This is a genomic window from Agarivorans sp. QJM3NY_25, assembly GCF_050870875.2.
Classification (GTDB): domain Bacteria; phylum Pseudomonadota; class Gammaproteobacteria; order Enterobacterales; family Celerinatantimonadaceae; genus Agarivorans.
Map to the genome: position 1 here is coordinate 3,500,430 of NZ_CP194041.2, position 16,154 is coordinate 3,516,583.

General features: G+C 43.8%; 12 protein-coding genes and 7 tRNA genes. 12 read left to right on the forward strand and 7 right to left on the reverse strand.

Going from position 1 to position 16,154, the window contains the following annotated elements:
- The first annotated feature begins 191 nt into the window (after positions 1–191).
- The 3 genes from ACRRSW_RS16030 to ACRRSW_RS16040 all read left to right on the forward strand — a co-directional run bounded on the left by ACRRSW_RS16030 (position 192) and on the right by ACRRSW_RS16040 (position 2,557).
- Positions 192–281 (forward strand): hypothetical protein, encoded by a 90-nt coding sequence (locus tag ACRRSW_RS16030; protein WP_439022902.1) that lies wholly within the window; start codon positions 192–194, stop codon positions 279–281.
- A gap of 577 nt (positions 282–858) precedes the next feature.
- On the forward strand, positions 859–1,839 hold the full coding sequence (locus tag ACRRSW_RS16035; protein WP_432452239.1) for an acetylxylan esterase: 981 nt from the start codon (positions 859–861) through the stop codon (positions 1,837–1,839).
- Positions 1,829–2,557 carry an esterase family protein gene (locus tag ACRRSW_RS16040; protein WP_432452238.1) on the forward strand — a complete coding sequence of 243 codons (729 nt, stop codon included), beginning with the start codon at positions 1,829–1,831 and terminating at the stop codon, positions 2,555–2,557. Before ACRRSW_RS16035 ends, ACRRSW_RS16040 begins: the two co-directional genes overlap by 11 nt.
- Positions 2,558–2,560: 3 nt before the next feature.
- On the opposite strand, the gene ACRRSW_RS16045 is transcribed toward ACRRSW_RS16040, so the two are convergent.
- Positions 2,561–4,420, reverse strand: coding sequence for a TIGR00341 family protein (locus tag ACRRSW_RS16045; protein ID WP_432459836.1), 1,860 nt, complete (start codon positions 4,418–4,420; stop codon positions 2,561–2,563).
- 577 nt (positions 4,421–4,997) lie between these two features.
- Between ACRRSW_RS16045 and ACRRSW_RS16050 the strand changes: the two genes are divergently transcribed.
- The 4 genes from ACRRSW_RS16050 (at position 4,998) to ACRRSW_RS16065 (ending at position 8,763) form a co-directional block, all read left to right on the forward strand.
- A complete protein-coding gene (locus ACRRSW_RS16050) occupies positions 4,998–5,792 on the forward strand; it encodes a transporter substrate-binding domain-containing protein (protein ID WP_432452236.1) in 795 nt (264 codons plus the stop codon).
- A gap of 108 nt (positions 5,793–5,900) precedes the next feature.
- Positions 5,901–6,848, forward strand: coding sequence for an amino acid ABC transporter permease (locus tag ACRRSW_RS16055; RefSeq protein WP_432459837.1), 948 nt, complete (start codon positions 5,901–5,903; stop codon positions 6,846–6,848).
- A 19-nt stretch (positions 6,849–6,867) separates the two neighbouring features.
- Positions 6,868–7,593, forward strand: coding sequence for an amino acid ABC transporter ATP-binding protein (locus tag ACRRSW_RS16060; protein ID WP_432456156.1), 726 nt, complete (start codon positions 6,868–6,870; stop codon positions 7,591–7,593).
- Positions 7,594–7,968: 375 nt separating this feature from the next.
- Complete coding sequence (locus ACRRSW_RS16065; protein ID WP_432459839.1) at positions 7,969–8,763, forward strand: transporter substrate-binding domain-containing protein; 795 nt, start codon at positions 7,969–7,971, stop codon at positions 8,761–8,763.
- Between the two features lie 95 nt (positions 8,764–8,858).
- On the opposite strand, the gene ACRRSW_RS16070 is transcribed toward ACRRSW_RS16065, so the two are convergent.
- The 6 genes from ACRRSW_RS16070 to gltX all read right to left on the reverse strand — a co-directional run bounded on the left by ACRRSW_RS16070 (position 8,859) and on the right by gltX (position 14,991).
- Complete coding sequence (locus ACRRSW_RS16070) at positions 8,859–10,313, reverse strand: HDOD domain-containing protein (protein WP_432452233.1); 1,455 nt, start codon at positions 10,311–10,313, stop codon at positions 8,859–8,861.
- Between the two features lie 241 nt (positions 10,314–10,554).
- Positions 10,555–10,630, reverse strand: a tRNA-Ala gene (locus tag ACRRSW_RS16075).
- A 21-nt stretch (positions 10,631–10,651) separates the two neighbouring features.
- Positions 10,652–10,727: transfer RNA gene (locus ACRRSW_RS16080), tRNA-Ala, on the reverse strand.
- Between the two features lie 145 nt (positions 10,728–10,872).
- Positions 10,873–12,570, reverse strand: coding sequence for an ATP-binding SpoIIE family protein phosphatase (locus ACRRSW_RS16085; RefSeq protein ID WP_432452232.1), 1,698 nt, complete (start codon positions 12,568–12,570; stop codon positions 10,873–10,875).
- Positions 12,570–12,881: an STAS domain-containing protein gene (locus tag ACRRSW_RS16090; protein ID WP_432452231.1), complete on the reverse strand. Its 312-nt coding sequence runs from the start codon at positions 12,879–12,881 to the stop codon at positions 12,570–12,572. The genes ACRRSW_RS16085 and ACRRSW_RS16090 overlap by 1 nt, the downstream gene beginning before the upstream one ends.
- 622 nt (positions 12,882–13,503) lie before the next feature.
- Complete coding sequence (gene gltX / locus ACRRSW_RS16095) at positions 13,504–14,991, reverse strand: glutamate--tRNA ligase (RefSeq protein WP_432459840.1); 1,488 nt, start codon at positions 14,989–14,991, stop codon at positions 13,504–13,506.
- A 228-nt stretch (positions 14,992–15,219) separates the two neighbouring features.
- Between gltX and ACRRSW_RS16100 the strand changes: the two genes are divergently transcribed.
- From ACRRSW_RS16100 to ACRRSW_RS16120, 5 genes are all read left to right on the forward strand, one after another.
- Positions 15,220–15,295: transfer RNA gene (locus tag ACRRSW_RS16100), tRNA-Val, on the forward strand.
- 48 nt (positions 15,296–15,343) lie between these two features.
- Positions 15,344–15,419, forward strand: a tRNA-Val gene (locus tag ACRRSW_RS16105).
- A 48-nt stretch (positions 15,420–15,467) separates the two neighbouring features.
- Positions 15,468–15,543: transfer RNA gene (locus ACRRSW_RS16110), tRNA-Val, on the forward strand.
- Between the two features lie 48 nt (positions 15,544–15,591).
- Positions 15,592–15,667: transfer RNA gene (locus ACRRSW_RS16115), tRNA-Val, on the forward strand.
- Positions 15,668–15,715: 48 nt separating this feature from the next.
- Positions 15,716–15,791, forward strand: a tRNA-Val gene (locus tag ACRRSW_RS16120).
- Positions 15,792–16,154: the final 363 nt, after the last annotated feature.

Below are 16,154 nucleotides of genomic sequence, written 5' to 3' on the forward strand. Positions count from 1 at the left end.
ATCATCCTTGATATTCTGAAGTTCAGGCGAAACAAGTTTAAAATTGGTGCATAAACACAATGACCAAATTAACAAGGGATCAACTTCATGTCCTCAAACACCGAGCACAATTACGGCGCCTATAATATTGACTCCAAAAGCTGTCCCGCAAGGGCTTTTTCGATAGCTTCGCAGACAGTTGGATACAACTTATCTTAGAGCTACTCGCAAAAGGTTCACGCCGCTTCAATAGGATAAAAAGTGAGGTGAAAGGCATTTCCCAGAAAATACGGTTCTGGTGACTGTTGAGTATCAGCCCTCCCTTGGAGAGTCCTTTTCCAAAACGATAAAAAACTTTGCGCGTTGGACTGAGCAAAACACTTATCAGGTAAAACTGGCTCAAACTTCCTATGATGCTAGTCATCCGGGCAAATAATGTCGCAAAAAGTAAAAGCCTCAGGGATCTTACTGAGGCTTTTTATATACTAAACATGCTTGTTAGCTTCGCTCCGTTATCCAGCTTCGTTTTCCACTGCGACCAGCAAAAATGTCGAGTTAAATATTTACCGTCCACACTTGACACTAACTGCGTAATATTTTTTGCATTATCCCCGCTCCAGATGGATCGGTAATATTACAACGCGACCAAAGCCACCTTCCGAGACGGTGACGACTGGAGTCTGGCATTCAAAACCGGCCCTTGGCTTGTCTTACTGCTGCAACCCGCTCACTGCAACTATCAAACGCCAGCCTCACTACCGCAATGAATCGCGAGGACCAGTTGTTGATTTTTTTAATATTAAATACAAGCATTGTCTGGAAAAACGTCATATAAACGGTTTATAGTTTTCATGAGTTGATTGCCGAGACCTGCCTATCATGCCAAGCAAACTAAAGCATCCTTTTGAGTTTGAGCCCGATTATGGCTTTAGTTTGCCCGAACTAGATGCACTTCAGCCAAATGACGCACCTGAAGATTTTCAGTCGTTTTGGCAACAAAAGTATCGACAAGCCTTAGCGGTTGCGCCCTATCTTTCGCTACAAGATACTCAGCAGGTTCGTGGTTCCTGGCGCATTTTCGATTGTTATTACAACTCTACCAAGCAAGTCCGTTGCGGTGGCTGGTTACTACTGCCAAAGTCTGGCCACATTAACGCAGCCATAATTAGTGCGCATGGTTATGGTGGCATTCGTGAGCTTAACTCAAGGCTCTCGCTCAAACATACTGCGATCTTAATGCCTTGTGTTCGCGGCATTGGCCGCAGTGCCAAAGCGCCGATATCTGATAACCCAATGTGGCACGTATTACATAATATCCAAGACAAACAACGTTATATCATCGGCGGATGTGTACAAGATTTGTGGTGCGCAGCGACTGCTCTAATCCGTTTATTTCCACAAGTGACTAACAACCTGGGATTTATGGGGAGTAGCTTTGGTGGGGGGCTTGGCATTTTTGCCTGCGCCTTTGATAAGCGAATTCAGCGGGCGCATTTCCATGTCCCCACTTTTGGTAATGTACCACTCCGCTTAAAATTACCCACCCTCGGCAGCGGCGCAGCCTTGCAGCAATTTTATAACGCTGAGCCTCAGTTGGCGCTGTCGACCCTACGTTACTTTGATTCAGCAACCGCCGCCCGTTATCTCAGCATTCCCAGCCATTGGGCCTTAGCCTTATTCGATCCCTGTGTTGCCCCCCCCGGTCAATTCTCTGCCTACAACCAAGCGCCGCAGCCAAAGCAACGCTTTTTGCTTAGGGCTGGTCATTTTGATTACCCCACAAAACAACAGCAACGCCAACAGTTAGAGCAAGAGCTGGAACTTTTTTTTGAACCTTTGAGTGAACCTTATGAATCGTGAATATCATCGATGGTGGAGTCCCAACCTCAACCGAGACATGGAACTGCTTATATTTGGCCACGCAGGCGCAAAAGTATTAGTTTTCCCAACCCGTGGCGGCCGCTTTTATGAATATGAAAACCTGGGCTTAGTGAATGCTATTGCCCCCAAAATAAACCAAGGCCAATTACAACTGTATTGCGTAGATAGCATCGACGCCGAAAGCATGTATTGTTTTTGGGCGCACCCCTCGGGGCGAATTACCCGCCACCAGCAATACGAAAATTACATATTACGTGAGGTGCTTCCGCTGATGGCCGCAAAAAATGAACATCCCTGCACAATTTCTCATGGCTGTTCACTGGGCGCTTTTCATGCCGCGAATATCGTGTTTCGCCATCCTCATCTATTTAATAAATTGGCAGCCTTTTCCGGGCGCTTTGACCTGACTTGGCAAGTAGAGTCGTTTACTGATTTATTTGATGGTTTCTACGATGAAAATATTTATTTTCATACACCGACCCATTATTTGGTAAACATGAATTGCCCAGAACGGCTCTCAGAGCTGGCCAATACCGAACTGGTCTTTACCATTGGCAACCAAGATCCCTTCCTGCAAAACAATCATATGCTCAGTCACATCCTACATCACAAAGGGATTAAGCATCATCTGGTTGAATGGGAGGGGCGAGCTCACCGTGGCCGTTACTGGCGACAAATGACCCCGCTATATTTGTAAATTCTAGCGCCTCACGATCACTGTCGCTTCCAGCTGCAAAGGCTTGCCTAATTGTTGGATGATTTGATCTTTTAGTTGATCTAACTGAGCATCGTTCACCGCATGAGATGACACAAGTTGCAAACTTAAGACCAGCGGCTCAACACTTTGCACACGCACCGAACGAACCAATAAAAACTCAAAGCTTTGCCCTTGCAAGCGCTGCACGATATGCGCTTCTTCAGACCAACGCATAAAACTAAAAGCCAAAGGAATACTAACCACCGTCACCGCAAGCAAGGCAATTGCTAAACCTTTCTTCGCTCGCGTAAAAGGAGCAAAACCCAGTGCTAAAAAAGTTAAAGCCGCAGAAAAGACAATTCCCGCAAAGTTAGTTAGAAATAATAAAAATGCACCGCCCGCAACATTCAGATCAAACCAGCCAAGACCGATCCCGGTGACCGCCAGTGGTGGAACCAAAGCCACCGCAATAGCAACCCCCGCCAAGCTTTTGGCCGCATCAACACGTGCATGCGCATAGGCACCAGCAATGCCGGAGATAATAGCGACCGCCAGATCCAGTAAATTGGGACTCAATCGAGCAGCAATTTCAGAAGTGACAACTTCCATAGGCATAATGAAGCTGGCCAAGGCAGCAAACCCCAAAGCAACAAACAAACCAGTCGTTAAGCTTGCGATGCTTTTAGTCATCAAGCTAGAGTCTTGTCGAGTTAAGGCCATTGATAAAGAAATAATAGGCGCCATCATCGGTGCCAATATCATTGCCCCAATAATCACCGGTGCAGAATTTGCAAACAAACCAATACTCGCCAATAAAGTAGACAAAATCATTAACATCAAAAAGGCTGACGAGGTGGTAGCATTGTCACGTAGCAATTGGTAAAGCTCTTTAAACTCTTCAGTTGCAGCATGCGCGATTAAAGGCAGTGGATGTGCGGCCATTGCGGCAATAGCCTCTCCCCGAGGAAGTTTGCCAATCTTACGATTCTCTTTGACTGCCGTGACATTATCTAGATAAACAAAATCGGCAGAAGGAAGCAGCCGTAATTGCCGATGACAGCATTCAACATGCAGCCGTTGACTGGATGCTTTGACACCATCGAGCCAATAGTCAAACTGATGATTCGCTTCAATTTCAATCGATTTAGATTTGATCAAACTAAGAAAGCTCGGTTTTTTTACCACCCGACCAAACATGGCTAACAATAAAAAACGTAACATTTCCATGATGCTACGTGGCGCTATCAACATACTTTGCAACATACCGTCATTAGCGTGGGTGTCCTGTAAAATTTGCTTCGATAACATCGAGCCATGAGCATGTTCAAGTATCACTACGCCGACTACGGTGGTGTCTAAAATTGTCTCACTGGCGGTCGTTAAACGCAGTCGTTGAGGCATGATCTTTGAGACTTTAAGAAGGTTACGCCAAGTTTGCAGCACCCGTTGACGCCATGGCGCGTTATGACCACCAGGACGCAAATTAAAACTATGCCCAACCACCAGATGATTCAACACAACCAGCCCATTACAACGTAATACGTCTACGTTGATAGAGGGTGCCGTCTGTAAATGATTTATCGACTTTTCAAGATCAGAGCTTAAAGCAAAACCCCGTTTCGCATGACTCGCAAGAGGGTGTGGCAAGATGGCAAGAGTCCATCCTTGTTCAAGCGCTAAAGCAATTGCCAATGACAATTGCGCGTCACTTAAATAGCAATACACGAGGCTATCCGCTTCAAATATTGGCGGCTGTTGTGGATCCCATCCCTTGGGTAGTACCACCTGAGTAAATAGTGGTAAAATTTTATTGCTGACCAAGTCATGCTCAAGCGGATCAAATAATAAGAAACTATCAGCCATTCGCCTATCCATATCTAGCATACAGCCTCCCAGGATCTGTTGAGGCGACTCCATTAACCTACAACAAACTAAGCCAATCACCCAGTCATTGCAACACGACTAATAAGCTATTGCATGATTAAAAAACTCAATGGAAATCGTCAAAAATAGTAATGTAAACCGAATAAAGGCGAGCTTAGCACCAATTTATATCACTTTGCATAAGGCGTTATTGGAGAGCCTAGACAACTTCGGTATCTTCAAGCGCACGCGGTTATTTACTCCAAAAAAAACATTGCCGAATAACATTTAACCATCAATTCGCTGTGATTTAATCATATCTAAGATTTTCCAACTAGTTCAGCCGATGACAAGCATTTATCATAAATCTAAAAATAAGCCTATTTAACCAACTAAATGGCTGTTTACTTAATAATTATTCTACTTTTATGCTTTTTTACCCCAAAGCCGATACTACCTTTTGTTAGTATATTCTGCTATAACATCCCTAAAAGACGATGGCGTATCACTGTTTTGAACGGATTAGACAGAACATGGCCACAATAAAAATAACTACGAAAACACAACAAGGACAACTATGAAACGTGTCATTCAATCGGCTATTGCCACTCTCACACTACTCTCTAGTGCCGCATTTGCGCAACCAAGCTTATTACAAGAAATTTCTCAGTCAGGAGAACTTCGCACCTGTTTTGATGCTGGTTATATGCCTTTCGAAATGAAAGCCAAAAATGGTCAATTCATTGGTTTTGATGTCGACTTAGGTAAGCAAATGGCACGAGCGATGGGCGTAAAATATGTGCCAGTCAACACTGCTTGGGATGGTATTATTCCCACCTTGTTGACAGGTAAATGTCATCTCATTATGGGCGGTATGACAATTACGCCACAACGTAACATGCAAGTTAACTTTGCCGACCCTTATGTGGTGATAGGTCAATCTATTCTGCTTAGCCCTAGCTTAAAAGGAAAGGTAAGCAGCTATCGGGATCTAAATGATGCCAAATACACCGTCGTAACCAAACTTGGTACCACAGGCGAAGGCGCAGTGAAACGCTACCTCCCAAAAGCCAAAAGCAACTTATTTGAAAATCAATCGGATGCTGTACTCGAAGTCACCAACGGCAAGGCGGATGCTTTCGTCTACGACTTACCTTTTAACGCCATCTATGCCGCCCAGCATCAAGGTCAATTGGAGCACCTAGACCAACCCTTCACCTACGAACCCCTCGGTTGGGCAATCCGCCAAGGCGATCCAGATTTTCTAAACTTTTTGAACGGCTACCTACGCCAAATCAAAGGTGATGGCACTTACCAACGGATCTACGACAAGTGGTTTAAAGATGACGCTTGGTTAAAACAAGTACAATAGATAGATCTCGGTGGCTGGCTTATCCAGCCACTTTCTTTATGTAACGAGGGGATAAACCTCAAAGTTACGCAAAGTTATGCCATATATAAAGAAAAATAAGAGCTTCAGATGAAAACTCTAACAAAAAATATTCTCTGGAATGGTCTATTTGCTGCCATTCTCATCAGCCTGTGTGTACTGATTTATCTTTCCGGTAAAAAAATTGACTACAACTGGAATTGGCAACGGGTTGTTCCCTACATAATCAATACCGAAGCATCTAGTATTACCGCACCGCAAGATGGAAGTATTCACAGCGATGCCTCGGGAAAACTAGCACTAGTATCAGATAGCGGTGATATCCTGGTAAAACTCAGCGATTACCAAAATGTAACCGTATATGAAGGCGACCTAGTATTCGAAGGTGATCAGCTCGCATCCTCAGAATCCTGGCGAATGGGTCCGTTAGCGGAAGGTCTAATTGTGACGATCAAGATCTCCATCTGGTCGCTATTCTTCGCAATTATCATCGGGCTAATGGTGGGTTTAATGCGTATCGCTGCCAATCCAACGTTGGCGAAACTAGCGGTTACCTATATTGAGATCATTCGCGGCACACCGTTATTGGTACAAATTTTTATCGTCTACTTCTTTATCGGCACCGTGTTTGATATTGAACGCTTTACTGCTGGAGTCATTGCTCTGTCGGTGTTTACCGCCGCCTACGTAGCGGAAATAATCCGTTCGGGGATCCAATCGATTCCCAAAGGACAAATGGAAGCGGCTCGTTCTCTAGGTATGAATTATGCCCAAGCGATGATTAATGTCATTTTGCCACAGGCCTTTAAACGTACCCTGCCCCCAATGGCAGGCCAATTCATTAACCTAATTAAAGATTCTTCCTTAGTCTCGGTGATCTCAATTACCGACTTAACCAAAGCAGGCCGAGAAGTGGTCAGTGGTAGTTTCGCCCCTTTCGAAGTTTGGTTTACTGTTGCCTTGCTCTACTTAGTACTCACCAGCAGTTTATCTTGGGCAATTCAACGCTTAGAAAAGAGGTTAGCAGCCAGTGACTAAAGATTATCAAGGCGATAAAATGATCGTCGCAAAAAAAATCAATAAAATTTACCCCAATGGCTGTCACGCTCTAAAAGACGTTTCAGCAACCGTGTCTCGCGGTGAGGTGGTGGTAATCGTGGGTCCTTCAGGTTCGGGTAAATCAACCTTCTTACGTACCCTCAACCAACTGGAAACAATTAGCAGCGGAAGCATCAGCATTGATGGAACCGACATGTACGCCAAGGGAACCAATATTAATAGCTTACGCGAAGAAGTTGGCATGGTTTTTCAAAACTTCAACTTGTTCCCGCATAAATCTGCTTTAGGCAATGTGATGTTAGCGCCGCTCAAGGTCGCTAAACGACCTAAAAAACAAGTAGAAGATGAAGCTAAAGCCTTAATGCTTAAAGTCGGTCTCTCGGAACGTATGAATAACTATCCATCGCACTTGTCTGGCGGGCAACAGCAACGAGTCGCTATCGCTCGTGCTTTAGCGATGCAGCCCAACATTATGTTATTTGACGAACCAACCTCAGCGCTTGATCCAGAGATGGTGGGGGAAGTTCTGGATGTAATGAAAGGCCTGGCCGCTGATGGCATGACTATGGTGGTGGTCACCCACGAAATGGGCTTTGCCCGTGAAGTGGCAGACCGAGTACTGTTTATGGAGGACGGTGAATTGCTCGTTGAAGATTCACCTGAAAAGTTCTTCGACCAACCCGCTCACCCACGACTACGACAATTTTTGTCAATGGTGTTATAGACCCACAGCGGCCCAGCAAACTTGGCTTTGCTGGGCCGCCGATGCCCGATGCCTCACCTAGAAATACTCTTAAAACCAACAAAAACCAATAAGTACTAAAAAATATATCCAACTAGCAATCAGCCCTCATAAAGACATAAATCAAACAATTTCTCAGTTCAATGCACCTACCCTGGCAATTTCATCTAGTAATAACGATAAAAGCCTTGATAAATTAAAAATATCTAGGGTTTAAATGAACAGGCGATGACTATCACTAATCAGTTTATTCTGCTATAAAGATGTAGGATAAATTGGATTTATCTCTACATTGACAAATAAAACAGCATATAAAATCCAAAATAAGCCAAACATAACCACACAACAAGGACGACTATGAAACGCGTTATTCACTCGGCGCTTGCCGCCATCACCTTACTATCCAGCTCTGTATTTGCGCAACAAACCCTATTACAAGAGATAACTGAAGCAGGTGAACTACGGGTCTGTTTTGAGGCCGGTTATATGCCTTTTGAAATCAAAGCTAAAAATGGTCAATTTATCGGTTTTGATATCGATTTAGGCAAACAAATGGCTCGCGCTATGGGCGTTAAATATGTGCCAGTTAATACTGCTTGGGATGGTATTATTCCAACACTACTCACGGGTAAATGCCACATTATTACTGGCGGAATGACCATTACGCCACAACGTAACATGCAAGTAAACTTCTCAGACCCTTACGTAGTCGTTGGTCAGTCGGTATTGTTAAATCCAAAACTGAAAGGCAAAGTAAGCAGTTACCGAGACCTAAATAGCGACCAATACACCGTTGTGACCATGCTCGGTACCACCGGTGAAAGCGCCATTAAACGTTACCTGCCAAAAGCTAAAGTTAACTTATTTGAGTCTCAAGCTGACGCTGTATTGGAAATAGCCAATGGCAAAGCAGATGCCTTTATTTACGACTTACCCTACAATGCAATTTATAGTTCGCAACACCAAACTCAAGTCATTCATCTTGACCAACCCTTCACCTATGAGCCTCTCGGTTGGGCCATACGCCAGGGCGATCCTGATTTTCTAAACTTTTTAAATGGCTACTTACGCCAAATTAAAGGGGACGGAACCTATGATCGAATCTATAACAAGTGGTTTAAAGACGATACCTGGTTGAAACGAGTTCAATAATCACGCCGTTGTTAATGACACCAAGGAGGCTGAACATACTCAGCCGCCTTGATTTATGATTTTAATATCAAAACCATATCGCGACAGTAAGCATCCTATTTTAAAATGACTGACAAACATAAATTAGTTTGCTTGGCAAAGTGTACAAAACTGTCGAAGTCCTCCTTATTGAGCGGCTCAGCACCCGATCCCACAAGCCTATCGGCATAAATCATCGCGATACAGCGTCCTTCAATAATTAACGGTGCTAGAAAGAATGGGCCCGCTTGAGTGATTCGACGAATCTGATTATTTAGCAAGCCTTCAAAACGCGAACCAGTCGCATTATTCATCCAGATATTACGTTTATCTCGATAGGCTTGAATAAATACCGTATCAGCCCCTTTTAAGCTCAATTGAAAATCAATTTTGTCTTGCTCTGGCTGTGGGCTTGCCACGAAACGAAGCTTTAGCGCGTCATGTGCCGGATTCACCATCAGAACCATCACTCGGTTCATCTCAATCCCCCGCTGGATCCCTTCCATCGCAGTATGGATCACTAAGTTTAAATCAGGATTTTCAGTGGTGACTAGCGTAAGTTCACGCAATAACTGCAATTGTAAATGTTGTTTAGATAAGACATCACTTGCCGTTGCATCTGAAAGGTCATCCAATTCCAGAGGTGGCGAGTCACCAAAGTTTAAGTAGGGTTTAAGTACAATTGCACCATACGAGACGGCCAATTGTCTGGTTTCCTCAGAACAATGATTGACCATTTCAATCAACTTAGGCATCGGCAACTTCATTTGTTCTGAGATCAACTTAAAAACTTGCTGGCGAGCAGCTAGATCTTGCTCAATCATCGCTTTACTAAACTGGTGAGCCAAATGAATACAACGAAACTCAGGCGAGCGACGCTCCGGCTCGGCCAATGACTTCACTAACATCGGCCCCATATTCCAATGACTCGCCAAACCAATACTCAGTTGAGTAAAATTAGTCCCTAGTAGCTTTGAGACTAACTGCTGTTCTGGTTCTTCATTTTGCTGTAACTGCTGTTCCAGCTGTTCGGTAATGCTGCCCCCCATACTCCAGAATGCGACCTCACCTAGGTTATGCAGCAATGCCGCAATATACACCTCTTCCTGCGTATCTTCGGCATAATCCGCCAACATCATCTTCGCCAGCATCGCCGCATGAAAAGAGCAGGCCATTAGCTTTAACACTCGCTGGTATACCGCCTCGCTAATACCTCGACTAGACAATAACCCATCAATCATCCGAGCAGTAATGCAAATATGCTTCAGCCGATCATAGCCTAGGATCACCGCCGCGCGACTTACGGTGGTGATTTGAGTTCTCCCTCGATTATAACTGATGCTATTCACAACCCGCAGAATACGTGAAGTTAGCCCATGATCATGTAATACCGATTGTCCCAATACAGCCAGAGAGGAAGTGTCATCTTTTGCGAGTTTTTCCAATAGGCGCACTGTAGCCGCAAGTGCGGGTAACTCATGCTCGCTGATCCTTTCTACCCATTGTTGAGTACCGAAGGTGTGTTTATGCATACTCTGAATTCTTATTTATAGAACCTAGAGTATGGCTGGCAAACCCCAAAATTAGCCAGTTACTTGGTCATTTTTGTTATATAAGTCAATCTATTAATAACAAAATAGATATTAATTGCAGGGAATACTCAAGGAAAAGACCATCGCTCAGAACAAACCACAAAACGGCTGAAATCGTTACGTCACTGATTCAAGGTTTAATTGAAGCCAAGCAAAATAACGAGCCGAACAGTAATAGAATTGGTAGAGCTACGCGGGATCGAACCGCGGACCTCTTGCATGCCATGCAAGCGCTCTCCCAGCTGAGCTATAGCCCCGAAAAACGGTAGGGTGTGAATTGGTGGAGCTACGCGGGATCGAACCGCGGACCTCTTGCATGCCATGCAAGCGCTCTCCCAGCTGAGCTATAGCCCCAAGTCACATCACTTTCTTAAGGCGTTTAAACCTGAAAGCGAGCAGAATTCTAAGCAGCAGAGGTTTGAGTGTCAACCGCTTTTTAGTGGAATCATGCCAGTTGCTCATTTAGTCAACGATTTACACGTAATTACTTTCATCTCGTTCAATATTGACAACGATACACAGCTCTAGCAAAAGATCCCTGTTTAGAAAATTCAAGTGATTCGCATAGCGATGCGACCAGCGCCAAACCACGACCAGAATAAGGCCATTGCTCGCAAAGTTGCGACACCTGTGTCTCATCAAAACCAAGTCCACTGTCCTCAACCTCGATGATAAACTCACGACTTTCATCAGCTTGGTACTCAATCGAGATATTAACCCACCCCTGTTCAAGCTGAACCGCCCGTTGTTTTCGCATTTGATAATACTCAGCGAAACCATCCGTGGAGTTTTTTAGAGACGAGTCTAACGCTAATACTCCATGTTCAAAGGCATTGTTATATAACTCGCTAACAATACAAAAAAGTATATTTCGATCAGTTTCATTCACCGACAATTCTTGTAATGTCGTCATCAACAACGGAATAGGAGTTATTCTTTGTAAACGCTGCGCATCTAAACTAAGTTGCCAACGCCATCGACCTTCCGCTCGAGGAGTTGCAGGGTAGGCATTTTCAGCGTACAGACCAGCACGGCTCAATAAATCAGGGATCTCCACCATACTAATATCATCCAATTGACTCTCTCCACCACAAAACTGGTCTAAATGTTGCTGAATACTGGCAATAAACGAGGGTTGTTGCTGCGGGTCCATAATCGCCTGTTCAACGCCTTGCAGACCAAACATTTGTTGCTTAGAGTTAAGCGCCTCGGTCACACCATCACTAAACAGCAACACATGATCCCCCTTTAGCCATTGAATAACGTTTAAATTAAACTCAACATTTTTATCAATTCCTAAGGGAATATTATTAGAACTGATCTGTTCACGGATCTGCTGTTGCTGTGAATTAAAAATTAATAAGTCAGGCATTCCAGCATTCCATATTATCAGCGACTGCTGCTGCACCGAAGTTTCAACGAAGGTGGCAGCCATAAACATCCCGGTAGGCAGCAACCGATAGAGCCGTTGATTGATTTGTTTTAGAATAACCTCTGCTGAATATCCTTTACGAGTCATGCTATAAAAGATGTCAGCCACTGGCATCGCGCCAATCGCAGCCCGTAAGCCATGTCCGGTAAAGTCACCAAGTAATACATGAATATCACCATTTGGACGATACTCTGCAAAAATCACATCCCCAGAAAACCTTGACGCACTACTCAAAAAAATTAATAGTTCATGATCTGCACAACTAGAACTAGACACCGCATTGCTAAATATTCGCTCAGCAAATTCTTCTTCCTCATGAAATTGTCTATTTAATTGATTTATTTCGTTGTAGATAGCTTTACTGCGCTCAAACCCTAACGCTTTTGCTTTCAAAATAGATTGATGTACAGGCTTAAGTAACACGTCGTCTCCGCCACAAGCGATGCACTTTACCAAAACATCAACTTCTGTTTGAGCGGTTACAAATAGCACCGGAGTATAGCGCTGGCCACTAAGCAGCTTTATTTGCTCAGTTGCCAAGTAACCATCCAACTGTGGCATAAACACATCGATAAACACGATGTCGATGTGTTGTTGTTCAAACGCAGCCACCGCCTGAACACCGTCTTCTGCATAAACCACTTGATAGCCGATTTCACTGAGCGCTTTTCCTAACAATAGGCGATCGATACGAGCACTATCCACAACCAGCGCATTACCTTTCACTTCACGCTGAAGAAAACTCAAGTGATGACTATCTGCCACTAGTTTTCAATCTTGAGTAATTTATCAAAGTTTGCGACCTCTAAAATTTTTAAGATAGCAGCGGAAGGTTTGCGAATCGTAAAGGCTTGAGCGTTACTTTTCTCCGCATGTTCTTTCAGTAATAACATCATCCCAAGTGCCGAACTATCCATATATTCAGCCTGACTTAAATCCAGAACTAACCGAAGGCCTTCAACCGAAACATGCTCATAACAAGCGCGGAATTCTCGATGTAGAGAATAATCGAAGCGACCAGATACACAAATAATTAATAGGTCAAGCTCTTGACTTAATTGGCTCGTAATAGACATACCCACTCCTTTGAGGTCATTATTTTAAGTAAATGGCACCTTACTCGATAAACCGATAAAACTTGTCAGGCACCGTTCTCTTATTCGTACAACTCGCTGTTTTATTTCATAAAACAAAGCGTAACTACGATTTAGTATTACCCACCATAGCAAATATTCAATTAAAAACTTTGAACCACGCACATTATTAACAAAAAGGATATTTAACTCTTCGTTCGACCTAGGTTCAACACAAACGGTTCAAGCAACAGTGTTACTTTTGACACCATTCCCCAACAAATCAACAACAAGGTGCAAAATTGATGAGACCTAGATGTGATTTTGTTAACTCAAAACACACTCAAGAAACAAACTGTGAAGTGTTTCATGGTTTTAACTAGTCCGCTTGTTGCAAGATGAACCATCTACTGATGCATTTTAAAGGAACACGATGAGTATCAAACTTCAATTGCAGTTTCTGCTAGCGCTAGGTTTATTGGTTACAGCCTGCGGCAGTGTATTATTGGTATAAGAAGATTTTAGAAAGGAAAGCCAACTCATCGAGTTGGCTTTTTTATAGCGATTTGAATAAATATTTTGTCACAACGGTCTCTAAAACCAATTCGAGACTTATTTTGCAGATCTAACAACTTGCTTTATAGGCACGATAGGCTTTGTCTAGCGACTTAGCTTGCTTCTTACTCACACCAATATGACTGAGCGCAAAACGTAAGCGTGCGCGACTCATATCCGAGCCCAGTATCGCCATCGCGTCAACCACCGAGCTTGAACTGGTTTTACCGGTAATCGCGACAAATACAGGCTCTAGGAAATCACGAATTTTCACATCAAGATAAGCAGACAACTGTTTCGCCACCGCAAATACAATGTCTTTATTCCACTGTCGCTGTTCTTCTAATTGCCAAATGAACATTTGTAAAAGACGACGAACTTGTTCTTCTTCAAGTTTACCCGCAGTTAACAGTTCTGGCGCATATTCAGGCATGCCGGCAACAAAGTGACCCGCTAATGGTGCTAAATCACTCATCACCTCTAGGCGCGCTTTAGCTTGTGGAATAATTTCCATTAAGGTGTTTTGATTGTAGGCCCACTCAATCAATCGTTCTGCCAATTGTTGATCGCTTAACTCTTCGCGGATCCACAAGCCATTAAGCCACTTCAACTTATCAACATCAAATACCGGCCCACCTAATGAAACACGTTTCATATCAAAATGTTCAATCATCTCTGCCAAAGTGAACTTTTCACGCTCATCAGGCATCGACCAGCCCATACGCCCTAAATAATTGAGTAAGGCCTCAGGTAAAAAGCCCATTTTACGGTAATAGTTAATGCTGGTTGGGTTCTTACGCTTACTTAATTTACTCTTATCAGGATTACGTAATAACGGCATATGCCCTAGAATCGGCGCTTCCCAAGCTAAATCTTGATATAACTTGAGTAACTTAGGCGCTGAGTTCAGCCATTCTTCACCCCGAAAAACATGTGTGATCCCCATTAAATGATCATCAACCACGTTGGCTAAAAAGTATGTGGGTAAGCCATCTGCCTTAAGCAGCACTTGCATATCCACTTGCTCCCATGGGATCTCGACTTCACCTCGAAGATAATCATTAAAACTGAAGCTACCTGACTCAGGGATTTTCATGCGCACCACGTAGGGTTTCCCTTCGGCCAAATAAGCAGCAACCTGTTCAGCGCTTAAATGTAAACCACGACCGTCGTACTTAGGCTGTAAGCCTTCAGCCATTTGTTGCTGACGCATTTCATTAAGCTCGTCTGCAGTTGCAAAGCAATAAAATGCTTTACCTTCATCAACTAATTGCTGTGCATATTGCTTATAGATATCACTGCGTTCACTTTGACGATAAGGACCAACGGCACCGCCGCAGTCAGGACCTTCATCCCAACTTAAGCCAAGCCAGCTTAAACTATCATATATCGCTTGTTCCGATTCTGTAGAGCTACGAGCTTGATCTGTATCTTCAATACGTAAAATAAATTCACCACCGTGCTTCTTAGCAAAACAGTAATTAAATAAGGCAATGTAGGCGGTCCCTACATGTGGGTCACCAGTTGGTGAAGGCGCAACACGAGTGCGAACTGTCATGAGTATTCTCTAAGTCAATAATTAAGCAATATGAATGGCGCGAATTTTAACACACTAGCAAGAATTCGCTAGATAAGAGCAGCCTCTGCGAGACTAAATCCAGTGGAAACTTTGTATCTGCTTGCCGTGAAAGCAATCAATTTGATGAGATTTTGCACAAGCAGTCAGTTTCCTTAAAATTTGCGTTGACACACTCGTAGACCACCCTATAATACGCCTCCACAAGATGGTCGCTTAGCTCAGTTGGGAGAGCATCGCCCTTACAAGGCGAGGGTCACTGGTTCAAGCCCAGTAGCGACCACCATATTCAAGCAAATGGTTGAACAAACGATTTGCCAGTAACAAGTAATTCGGTCGCTTAGCTCAGTTGGGAGAGCATCGCCCTTACAAGGCGAGGGTCACTGGTTCAAGCCCAGTAGCGACCACCATATTTAAGCAAATGGTTGAACAAACGATTTGCCAGTAACAAGTAATTCGGTCGCTTAGCTCAGTTGGGAGAGCATCGCCCTTACAAGGCGAGGGTCACTGGTTCAAGCCCAGTAGCGACCACCATATTTAAGCAAATGGTTGAACAAACGATTTGCCAGTAACAAGTAATTCGGTCGCTTAGCTCAGTTGGGAGAGCATCGCCCTTACAAGGCGAGGGTCACTGGTTCAAGCCCAGTAGCGACCACCATATTTAAGCAAATGGTTGAACAAACGATTTGCCAGTAACAAGTAATTCGGTCGCTTAGCTCAGTTGGGAGAGCATCGCCCTTACAAGGCGAGGGTCACTGGTTCAAGCCCAGTAGCGACCACCACTTCTAAAGCCTGCATCATTGCAGGCTTTTTTTTACCCGAGAATCACGGCTTCAAGCCCCCACACGAGCAAGTACGCCTTCAAAGGCCTGCATTATTCGCTGAGCAATGCGGCCCCTTGGCTTGCTGTCACGTAATGTTTTGGGGATAAATGGACTGAATATCAAAGCGCATCATACCAATCTGATGAATGATATGATCAACTTATAGTGCAGAATAAATCTGCCGACACCAGGTATGAAGAGCAGTAATTAGTGGATCTAACTACAAAATACATAATGCAGTTAGCGCTAATTTAGGCCAGCAAGAATCAACAGATAATGAGTGAGATTGGTATGATATGGCGAGCTCTATGATTCAAGCCC